This is a genomic window from Candidatus Accumulibacter phosphatis, from assembly GCF_012939955.1.
Taxonomy (GTDB): Bacteria; Pseudomonadota; Gammaproteobacteria; order Burkholderiales; family Rhodocyclaceae; genus Accumulibacter; species Accumulibacter delftensis.
On record NZ_SPMY01000034.1, the window covers coordinates 55,936 to 61,962 of the forward strand.

Sequence of the window (6,027 nt, forward strand, 5' to 3'; positions counted from 1 at the left end):
TTCAAAAGAACTCGCGCCGGCCGAAAGTAATCACCGCCATGGCCAGCAGCACGAGCACATAGCCGGCGCCCATCAGCAATCCGTACGAAACAGCCGCGTCACTCAGGGGGACGCCATACATCGGCCACGTCCGCCAGTCGAGGCGAGACAGGTCGGGAAGCAGGTACTGGATGGTCTCCAGCAAGGACCCGTAGCGACCGATCAACTCCTGATCGCCATCGGCACCACGTTCAAGGTAGTCAAGCACCGCACCCAAGCTCTTTCCAGCCACCGCGAACAGCGCGCCCAAGGCAACCGGGAGCATCTGCACGGTTGACAGGCTGGCTATCCACAACGCAAACGCCGCAACCACCGCAGCGTCAGCCCACAGACCGCCAATGGTCAGCCAGTAGGGCCAGCCGGTCTGGACGGCATAGCTCTGAGTATATTCACTACCGGAGACGATCACCGATAGCCACAACAGCCCGCCCAGCGCCACAGCGGCGACGGCCAGCAGAGCCAGTACACCAAAGAAACGGCCCAGCAAATAGGCCCCACGGGAAACCGGATAGGCCAATGCATACAGCACCGTCCGCTTTTCCACCTCGCGGCCGACAAGTTCCTGCACCCAAAAAAGGGCGAACAACACCAGGCTGAAGCGGATTCCGGAAAACCCGACGTCCATGGTCACGGTCTGCGGCTGTCGCGGAGAAAAGGAGGCCGCCAGAAAGGCAACGCCGACCAGCAGCGTCCCCAAGACAAGGATCAGCAGCACCGCCCGGCTACGGAAGCCGGAACGGAGCGCACTAAGACAGAATGACCACATGCAACGGAAAAAAACGCGCCGAGGCGCGTTCTTCTTCCTTCAGGGTGACCCATCAACTCGAGTCGCGTGCGGTAGCCGCAGTAGTAGCGGTCACTTTGGCCGCGCAACCGGTCGAACTGTCGCACGATTCCATGGGCTTGATACCACCGCCGCCCGTACCACCGCCAAAAGTGTTCTTCCCTTTCGATGATCCAGCAACGACCCCAAACGACAGGTTGGTGTCAGCGTAGTGACTAAACACGTTCGCCGAGCACTTAGCCTCGAACGTTCGTTTGGTGTACTCGCCAACAGCAACAGTCTTGGATACACCATCACCAACACAAATCGCCGCCCCACCCGCGTATGCGACGGAACTTAAGACTGACGTCAGCAGGCCAGCCAGCAATAGAGTTTTCTTCATCATATTCTCCAGGATCTAGATAGCGAGATTATTCTTGGGTACTGGCAACAACGGCTGCCGTGAGAATGTTCTTGGCGTCCGACTGCGCAGCCTTGTCTTCACCCTTCTTGGTGTACTCGGAGAACTGCGGGATGGCGATGGCGGCGAGAATACCGATGATCGCGACGACGATCATCAGCTCGATCAGGGTAAAGCCTTTTTGCAGCTTCTTCATGTTTTGGACTCCTTCCAGTAGGTGCAACGGACAATCCGTTGATTTAACCAGTATCAAGTTCCGTGCCAGGAGCCTGAAAGCACGCAAAAGCGTGACTTTCCGCACGCAGCGCCGATCAACGGCGCCACATTTCGTCACTCAACTGACACAAATTGTCACAATCCCGCTCAACAGGGATACCGAAAGCAAACGCTCCCCCCGCGGCCCGCGATCGTCAATCGCCCAGCGCCGCACGCCGCACCCCCACTGCACTCCACTCAACCCCCCAACCACACGCTCCGGCGCCGTCCTCGGCAAAGTCAGCGTAAAACTCGCACCCTGCCCCGGCGGGCTATCGACCTCGATGCTGCCGCCCAATACCGCGGTCACCAGGTTGTAGACGATGTACAGTCCGAGGCCGCTGCCGCCCTGGCCGAGGCGGGTGGTGAAGAAGGGTTCGAAGATGCGATGGAGGATCTCGGCGGGGATGCCCTTGCCGTTGTCGCGGTAGCGCAGCACGATCTGATCGGGGGCGACACGCTGCGCCATGATCTCGATGCGGCCCTCGACGCTGCCCTCGTTGCCCTCGTTGCCCTCGAAGCCATGCGCCAGCGAGTTGCCGACGAGATTGGCGATGACCTGTTCGAGCGGACCGGGGTAGCTGTCCATGGCCAGGTCAGCCGGGATTTCCAGCTCGATGCGGTGCCGGCTGTGCTTGAAACCGGGCCGCAGGGTGAGCAGCATCTCGTCCACGGTCTGCCGCAGGTCGAACACGCGCCGGCGGGCGCTGCTCTGATCTACCGCCACCTGCTTGAAGTGGCCGATCAGTTCGGCGGCGCGGGCGGTATTGCGTTCGAGCAAGTCGAGCGCTTCGCGGCCTCGGCTGAGCAGGGTGTCGACCTGGGCACGGTTCAGGCGGCCGCTGGCAACGGCGTCGGCGAACTCGCGAAACTGCTCGCCGAGGACACTGGCGACGACGCGCGCGTTGCCGAGCGGTGTGTTCAGTTCGTGCGCCACGCCGGCAACCAGGTTGCCCAGCGCGGCGAGCTTTTCCGCCTGCAGCAGTTGCGCCATCGCCTGGCGCAGCTCGTCGGTACGCTCGGCGACCAGTTCCTCGAGGTGTTCGCGATAGCGTCGTAGCTCCTCCTCGACCTGCCGACGCTCGGTGATGTCGGAGCCGACGCTGAAGACCTCCACCACCTCTCCGCGGCCGTTGCTGATTGCCCGATTGGTCCACGAGACCCAGACGCGCTCACCGCTGCGGCGCATGTTCTCGTTGATATTGCGCTCGAAGCTCTCCGGTTTACGACAGATATCCAGCATCAGCGGGCGCAGATCCTTGCCACTCGTTTCATACGGGGGAACGATGGTGCCAATCACATGCCGGCCAAGCAATTCGTCTTCCGAGTAGCCAAAAAACTTCAGACCGAAGTCGTTGATGAAGTTGACCTTGCCCTCGGGACTCCAGCGCAGGATGATGCTGTTGGCGTTTTCGACGAGTTCGCGGTATTGCAACTCGCTCTCCAGCAGCGCCTGCTCGGCGCGCCTGCGCTCGGTGACGTCTTCGGCCAGAACGAGTTGCGCGGCACGCCCCTGATAGGAGATGGCGTGGGCCACGATTTCGACGTCGATGATGGTTCCGTCCTTGGTGACATGTTGCCAGACCCCGGGGCAATCGCCGCTCTCTTCAACCGAGACGACATCTTCGAGGAGAAGCGGTGTGTCGTCGCTGAGGCGTATGTCGCTCACCGGCATGCTCAGGAATTCAGCGCGCGAATATCCATACCTGCGCAGGGCCGCATCATTGACGTTCAGGAAAGCGAGCGAGTCCCGGTCGTAGACCCACATCGGATGCGGATTGCCGTCGAAGAGAAGCCGGTAGCGCGCCTCGCTCTCGCGCAGCGCCTGCTCGGACTGTTGGCGTTCGATCCGCGTACGCAGCACGCTGATGCCAAAGCTCAGATCGTCCGCCAGCTCGCTCAACAGAGCCACTTCCTCGGCGTCGAAGGCCCCCAGGGCCGCCGAGTAAATGCTCAAGGAGCCCAGGATCCGCTCGCCATGCCGCAGCGGCAGGGCGCACAGGGCGACATAACCCCGCTCGATGGCGCCAGCGCGCCAGGGTGTGAAGCCGGGCTCATTGGCGATGTTCGCCAGCACGCACGGGTGGCCGCTACGAATGGCGATGCCGCTGGCGCAGCCCCCGCGCTCGCTGTCCACCCAGGAGCAATTCAGCTGCTCGAGGTAGCCGGAGGCATGGCCAGCGTGCGCCACCGGTCGCACGCTCCGCGCGGCGTCATTTTCCGCGTAACCGACCCAGGCCATTCGGTAGGCACCGACCTGCACGACGATCTCGCAGACGGTGTTCAGCAATTCGCTCTCGTCGTTGGCACGAATCAGCGCCTGATTGCATTCGCTGATCATCGACAGCTGCCGGTTGACTCGCTGCAGCGCCTGTTCCGCGTGTTTGCGCTCGCTGATGTCGATGACGATACCGCGATATTCGGTCACCTGCCCGGCCGCGTTGCGCTCGATTGCGGTCCTGTCGTCAAGCCAGCGAATCGTCCCGTCCCGGCAGACGACCCGGTATTCCTGCTGAAAGTGCTCGTCGTCGTGTGCGGCGTGGGCTTGCACCTCGGCAGAAACCCGTTGCCGGTCGTCCGGGTGAATCAGTGCGTCGAAGCGAATCGATCCATCCCGCAACTCCGCTGACGAATAACCCAGCTGGCTGACGTTGTCGGAAGCAAATGCCACGGGCCAACCCTCTTCGGCACGCCAGCGGAAAAGCATCGCCGGGCTGCTTTCCACCACCATGTTCGCTTGCCGCAATTGCTCCTCGACGCGTACGCGATCGCTGATATCAACGGCCACTCCGATCACTTCCAGCGCGCCGTCCGCCTCCCGGACGGGATTGAAATAGGTCTCGAAAACCGTGTCGTTGACGCGCAGGGTGAAGTGCTGCGCCTCTCCGGCAAGCGCGCGGCGAGCCTTCTCGCAAACCTCCGGGTCGTGGCGATAAAGAGAAAAGATCGACTGCCCGACCGCCCTGCCGGGTTGCCAGCCGGAGTTCCGCAGCCCCTTGCCTTCGCTGAGCGTAAACACGCCCTGGGCGTCGAACTGGAAAATCACCAGGGGCAGATTGCCGATCAGCGAGCGATAGCGGGCTTCGCCAATCGCCAGCTCGCGTTCTCGCTGGCGAATGGCCAGCGACATGCGATCGAGATGCTCCGCCAGGCTATCCAGTTCCTTGACGTGCGCATGCGGCCAGGGCCGCTCATAGTCGCCGTCGGCAAAGGCCTGCGCTTGTGCTGCATAAGCGCCGATGCGCCGGGCGAAACCTCGCGCCACGATCCAGGTCGCGCTGATGGCCAACAACAGTGCCGCCAACAAGCCGGCAGCCAGCGCCCGGAAAGTGGCCAGAAAAGGTTCATAAGCCTCACTTCGTGGCTGCGCGACGAGAACCATCCAGCCGAGTTGCGGAACGCTGGTCAGCGTGCCAATAAAGCGCTCGCCGCCCCAGACGAAATTCCGGCTGCCGAAACGCCCCTGCATGCCGTCGCCAATCACCGGCAACTGAGCGAGCTCGAGCTGCCGAGCGTCAGAACGGCTTGGTGAACTGACAATCACCTGGCCACGGCGATCGAGGATCATTGTCGACATCCCGGCTTCGCCTGGCAGACGCTCGAGAAACTCGCCGAGCCGATCGATCGGCACTTCGCCAAGCAGGACGTCTTCACCGACCGGAATCGCCAGGCTCACCGCCAGGCGCGCGCTGACCTCCGACAGGAACACCTCAGACCACACCGGCGCGCCACGCGTACGCGCCTGGCCCAGGACCGCCCGGTCGGAGAGATCCATTGACAACGGCTCTTGCCACTGGCTACGCTGCCCCGCGGGAAGTCCGACGGCGTACACGACGTCGTCGGCGCCGACGATGTAAATCGCTGCGAAAACATCACCGACGCCGGCGTGTGCATCCAGGGCGTCGAACGCGAACGACGGCGGCTGCCCACTTCCCTGGCGAAGATGCGCAGCAGTCGCCGACAATTCGCGCTCGGCGCCGAGCAGCTGCACCTCGACCTGGTTGGCGATGGCACGGGCGAGTGCTCGCTGCTGATTGTCAATCTCGTCACGTGCCTGCGGCAGGGGCACCGCCAGCAACAGCGCAGCAACCAACAGCAGCGGCAGTACGCCGGCCAGGACGAAGCGCGAAGCCAGCCACAGCCAGAGCGGTCGCCCCGACACCGCTGCCCGTGCGGAGAGCGCGGCGGAGTTTGCGTCAGTCTTCAAGGCTCGCTCCTCGACTGGAGCGGCAAGCCGGCGGCGTCGCAACAGCACGTGTCGAATGCTGGCACAACAAGCTTGCCGATCAAAACCTCGCCGCGGGACGGGGGCAGCGCCGACTCAACAGCAGCGACAAGCGTCGCTGGCCGCTCAAATTTTTTTTTCAAGGCGCAAGGGAATGGGCGCCACCACCTCAGCACCAGCACTCACCGGCTCAGCGCCGGGCAGCGTAGCGGATTGATCGGGAGAGTCATGGCCTGCAAGTCGCACAGCGTGGGCCGGAGGAAAGTTGCTAACGGTCATGACATGTCGAGATACCCCAAATCATGAAAGTGATGACCGTCTCTC

The 6,027-nt window shown here is 62.7% G+C and carries 4 protein-coding genes; all 4 read right to left on the reverse strand.

Going from position 1 to position 6,027, the window contains the following annotated elements; translation table 11 throughout:
- Position 1: 1 nt before the first annotated feature.
- Positions 2–805, reverse strand: a complete 804-nt coding sequence (locus tag E4Q23_RS12830) for an ABC transporter permease subunit (RefSeq protein WP_336511684.1) — start codon at positions 803–805, stop codon at positions 2–4.
- A 52-nt stretch (positions 806–857) separates the two neighbouring features.
- Positions 858–1,205 (reverse strand): hypothetical protein, encoded by a 348-nt coding sequence (locus E4Q23_RS12835; RefSeq protein WP_169066993.1) that lies wholly within the window; start codon positions 1,203–1,205, stop codon positions 858–860.
- Between the two features lie 28 nt (positions 1,206–1,233).
- Positions 1,234–1,419 (reverse strand): prepilin-type N-terminal cleavage/methylation domain-containing protein, encoded by a 186-nt coding sequence (locus E4Q23_RS24605; RefSeq protein ID WP_169066994.1) that lies wholly within the window; start codon positions 1,417–1,419, stop codon positions 1,234–1,236.
- A 138-nt stretch (positions 1,420–1,557) separates the two neighbouring features.
- Complete coding sequence (locus E4Q23_RS12845) at positions 1,558–5,685, reverse strand: PAS domain S-box protein (RefSeq protein WP_169066995.1); 4,128 nt, start codon at positions 5,683–5,685, stop codon at positions 1,558–1,560.
- Positions 5,686–6,027: the final 342 nt, after the last annotated feature.

Bases quoted from the DNA above. Each gene is read 5' to 3' on its own strand.
- E4Q23_RS12830 (WP_336511684.1), bottom strand. From the start codon at position 805: ATGTGGTCATTCTGTCTTAGTGCGCTCCGTTCCGGCTTCCGTAGCCGG.
- E4Q23_RS12835 (WP_169066993.1), bottom strand. From the start codon at position 1,205: ATGAAGAAAACTCTATTGCTGGCTGGCCTGCTGACGTCAGTCTTAAGT.
- E4Q23_RS24605 (WP_169066994.1), bottom strand. From the start codon at position 1,419: ATGAAGAAGCTGCAAAAAGGCTTTACCCTGATCGAGCTGATGATCGTC.